General features: G+C 59.0%; 6 protein-coding genes. 2 read left to right on the forward strand and 4 right to left on the reverse strand.

Features of this window, described 5'->3' with window-relative positions:
• From OQK_RS06460 to OQK_RS06475, 4 genes are all read right to left on the reverse strand, one after another.
• Positions 1–494, reverse strand: a 494-nt coding sequence (locus tag OQK_RS06460; RefSeq protein WP_038861126.1) for an SDR family NAD(P)-dependent oxidoreductase, incomplete at its 3' end; no start/stop codon positions are given.
• 152 nt (positions 495–646) lie between these two features.
• Positions 647–1,549: an alpha/beta fold hydrolase gene (locus OQK_RS06465; protein WP_016771645.1), complete on the reverse strand. Its 903-nt coding sequence runs from the start codon at positions 1,547–1,549 to the stop codon at positions 647–649.
• Positions 1,549–2,331 (reverse strand): class II aldolase/adducin family protein, encoded by a 783-nt coding sequence (locus OQK_RS06470; protein WP_016771646.1) that lies wholly within the window; start codon positions 2,329–2,331, stop codon positions 1,549–1,551. Before OQK_RS06470 ends, OQK_RS06465 begins: the two co-directional genes overlap by 1 nt.
• A gap of 175 nt (positions 2,332–2,506) precedes the next feature.
• On the reverse strand, positions 2,507–2,962 hold the full coding sequence (locus OQK_RS06475; RefSeq protein WP_016771647.1) for a flavodoxin: 456 nt from the start codon (positions 2,960–2,962) through the stop codon (positions 2,507–2,509).
• A 153-nt stretch (positions 2,963–3,115) separates the two neighbouring features.
• Here OQK_RS06475 and OQK_RS06480 point away from each other — a divergent pair, with 153 nt between their 5' ends.
• Together OQK_RS06480 and OQK_RS06485 are read left to right on the forward strand one after the other, a co-directional pair.
• Positions 3,116–3,592, forward strand: a complete 477-nt coding sequence (locus OQK_RS06480) for a PAS domain-containing protein (protein ID WP_016771648.1) — start codon at positions 3,116–3,118, stop codon at positions 3,590–3,592.
• 54 nt (positions 3,593–3,646) lie between these two features.
• Positions 3,647–4,054: hypothetical protein (locus OQK_RS06485; RefSeq protein WP_016771649.1), on the forward strand; the 408-nt coding region annotated here is incomplete at its 3' end.

Here is a 4,054-nt window from a genome sequence, read left to right on the forward strand (position 1 = left end):
CCGTAGTTGGACTGACCGAAATTGCCGTAAATGCCAGAAGTCGACGCAGTGAAAATCACGCGACCGTAGTTTTGCTCGCGCAGATGCGGCCAGGCGGCACGGGTAACCTTGTAGGCGCCTTCGACGTGGACGCGATAGACCAGATCCCAGTCGGCGTCGTCCATCTTGTGAAATGACTTGTCGCGCAGGATCCCGGCGTTGTTGACTACGACGTCGACGCGGCCGAAGGCATCGAGGGCGTTCTGTACCAGTTTGTCGCCGTCAGTCACCGAATCGTGGTTGGCTTCGGCAATACCGCCGGCCTCGCGGATTTCCGCCACTACGCGGTCGGCAGCCGAAGCATTGGCGCCCTCGCCCTGCGTCGAGCCACCGAGATCGTTGACCAGCACTTTGGCGCCGTGCCTGGCGAACAGCAGCGCATGGGCACGCCCGAGGCCGCCACCGGCGCCGGTGACAATCACGACTTTATCTTCGAAACGCACAGGTTCATTCATCGCGGCAACTCCAGCAGGCCAAGGGATATTGCCCCGAGTGTCAGGCACGGCGCTTTGGGTCACAACGAACAGGGCTGCGGCTGAATGGTGCGCGATAAGGCTGAGGGATGATCGAGTGTCAGGACGCCGAGAGCCCGTGCTCTCGGCGAGAATCAGGAGTACGCCACTTTGCGCGGAGGCAATACCAGACGATCGCGAAACGCCAGATAGTGCTTGAGCACCAGCGCCGGCGCCTCGGTTTGCGGATAGTGGCCGATGCCGGGTAAGAGCACGGTGTCTGCATCAGGGATCAGTTCGCGATATCGCTCGACCATGTGCACGCCGGAGATCGGGTCAAATGCGCCATCGATCACCCGCAAGGGAACGTCACCCTGCTGCATGGCCGTCACCCAGCGCTCACGTTGCACCCGGCGCTCGGGGATGTAAGTGATCAATTTATGCAGGATGCGCGGGCCATGGTTGCTGTCGACCAGACTCCAGTAGTCATCCAGCTCGCTTTCAGTGGGCTGGGTCTGCGCGCCGAAGATCTGCCGGAAACCTTTGACCAGCGCCTCACGGCTGAAGGCGCGGCCGAGCAGCCAGCCAATCGGGCTGAGCAGCAGTTTCTGCATCAGCAGCGGACGATGGGTTTCCGGAAACAGACCGCCATTAAGGAATACGCAACTGGCAACTTCGATGCGTTTTTCGTAATGCCGCGCGAGCAGTTCCTGAGCGACGCTGTCGCCGTAGTCGTGAGCGAGGATGTGCACCGCTTGTTCAACCTGCAGATGCGCGAGCAGTGCCTGTTGCAGATCGGCCTGTTCCAGCAGGCTATAGGTGTGATTGCGCGGTTTTGCCGAATCGCCGAAACCGAGCATGTCGCAGGCGATCACCTGATAACGCTGCGCCAGTGGCTGCCACAGGTAATGCCAATCCCAACTGGCAGTGGGGAAACCGTGAATCAACAGCAACGGCTCACCCTGCCCGACTGTCCAGTAGCGGATCGACTGGCCACGAAAGACAAAAGTCCGGCTGCGCTTGCGCCAGACACTCAGAGGAATCTCGGCGAGTGGCATTAGAATTTATACCCCGGATCCTGCAGGTCGAGTTTGCGCAGCAGCGCCGGCCACGCCAGCGCGCCGCCCATGCCTTGAGCGCTCTTGGTGACGCCGGCAATCATTGCCTTGGCGCCGGCGAGAATCTGCGGTTCGATGGCGATCAGTTCGGCCCCTCCAGTCTGCGCCATGACCTGAATGTCGCAGGCTCGCTGGAAGGTGAACATCATCAGAAAGGTATCGGCGATCGTGCCGCCGCAAGTCAGCAGACCGTGGTTGTGCAGCATGAGGAAATTGTTGTCGCCGAGGTCGGCTTGCAGGCGCGCCTTTTCTTCATGATTCAGGGCCACGCCCTCGTAGGCGTGATAGGCCAGGCTCGACAACACAAACAGTGACTGTTGACTGATCGGCAGCACCCCCTGCCTTTGCGCCGACACCGCAACGCCTGACGCAGTGTGCGTATGCAGCACGCAAACCACATCGTGGCGCACTTCGTGGACGGCGCTGTGAATGGTGTAACCGGCGGGGTTGATCTCGTACGGGCTGTCCATGAGTTTGTTGCCGGCCTGATCGACTTTCACCAGGCTCGAAGCGGTGATCTCATGAAACATCAGGCCAAACGGATTGATCAGGAAATCTTCGGTGCCGGGCACCTTGGCCGAGATATGCGTGAAGATCAGATCGTCCCAGCCGTGCAGCGCGACCAGACGGTAACAGGCGGCAAGATCGACGCGGGTCTGCCACTCGGCAGCGCTGACCTGATCTTTGACGTTCGGCGACGATTGGACGGGGGCTACGCTCACTGTATGCACCTCTGCGTTCTTCTTGTTCTGCTCGTGTCAGCAGTCTAGTCAGGCGCAGGGCATCGCGTAGTTGCATTGGCAGCCAGCTTGATGACTGAACGAGTCAGCCGGGCAAACAGCCTGGATCCGTTGCAATGCAACAACGCTTAGAAGGTGCAGCGATTATTGCCCGCGATCAGCCCTTGAGCGCTTCAATCAACTGCGCCAGCCACGGCTCGGCATCGGTTTCCGGCGTGACGCTTTCGCTGGCGTCGATGCGCAGCATTTCCTGAACCTCGTTTACCCCCAGTTCGGCAAACAGTTCGCGCATCTGCTCGCCACCGCCGCAGAAGGTGTCGCCGTAGCTGGCATCACCGAGGGCGATCACCGCGCCGGGCAGGCCGCGCAACGAAGCCGGCAACTGATCGCGCAGGGTCGAATACAACGGTTGCAGGTTGTCCGGCAGCTCGCCCATGCCAGTGGTCGAAGTCACAGCGAGAAGGGCCTCGGGACCGAACGCCTGAATATCGGCCAACACGGCGCGCGAGTTGTAGAAGGTTTCAAAGCCGGCGGCTTTCAGCAGGTTCTGGGCGTGGCGGGCGACTTCTTCGGCGGTGCCGTAGACTGAACCTGAGAGGATGGCGACTTTCATCAATCTGATCCTGGAACTGAAAAAAAGAGCCGCGATAGTAACAGCCCATGCCGCGAAGTTGCGATTGGCTCTCAATGGAAGCTGCTGGCCTATAGACAGTCCGCGGCTTTCTTCTAGAATGCCTGCCACTGACATAACGGAAGGGATTCTCGGATGATCAACGCCAGCCTGCTGCAAATGGTGATTAATGCGTCGAATGACGGAATCGTGGTCGCTGAAAAGGAAGGCGAGCAGGACAACATCCTTATTTACGTCAACCCTGCCTTCGAGCGCATGACCGGTTATAGCAGTGAGGAGATCCTCTACCAGGACTGTCGTTTTTTGCAGGCTGGAGACCGTGATCAACCAAGTCTGCAGCTGATTCGCGAGACATTGCGTGAAGGCGGTTCCTGCCGGGAGATCCTGCGCAACTATCGCAAGGATGGCACGCCGTTCTGGAACGAATTGTCATTGTCGACGATAAAAAATGCCGATGACGGGCAGACTTATTTCATCGGCGTGCAAAAAGATGTAACGCTTCAGGTCAAGGCGCAGCAGCGGGTTGCGCAGCTGGAAGCACAAGTGGCGGCGCTCCAAAGCGAGCTAGCGGCGTTGAAAGCGACGAACGGCGCAAACAAAACCGCGAACTGATGGTCATTAACTACAATCACCAATGACTTTGTAACTATTCACTTCGAGTTAGCCATGCAACGCGACGCCCTCCTCACCCAGGACGAGCTGGATTTCATCCAGACCATGCAGCACAACCCGCAACTTAACGTGCGGGATGCAACGTCGAGTCTGCTGGTTAATGGTGGTTCGCAGATCCGTGACCTGCTGACACGTCTGGCTGCTCACGAGCAGGTGACGATCCAGGCCAACTTCGAAAATCAGCAGATGACTTTTCCGCTGCATCTGGTGGAAGACGAGTTCCACGCGCTGCATCTGCGTCTCGGTGTGCCGAGCATCTACGAAGACGGCCCGATGGTGCGCCCATGGCGCCTGGTTCTTGAAGAGCCGGTGGCGCTGGAAAACGCCAAAGGCCAGCCCGGCACGCTGTGGGTACACGAGGTATCGCACAAAGGCGTGTTGCTGGAAGTGCGCAACAAGACC

The sequence above is a fragment of the Pseudomonas sp. R62 genome, assembly GCF_000257605.1.
Lineage (GTDB): Bacteria > Pseudomonadota > Gammaproteobacteria > Pseudomonadales > Pseudomonadaceae > Aquipseudomonas > Aquipseudomonas atacamensis.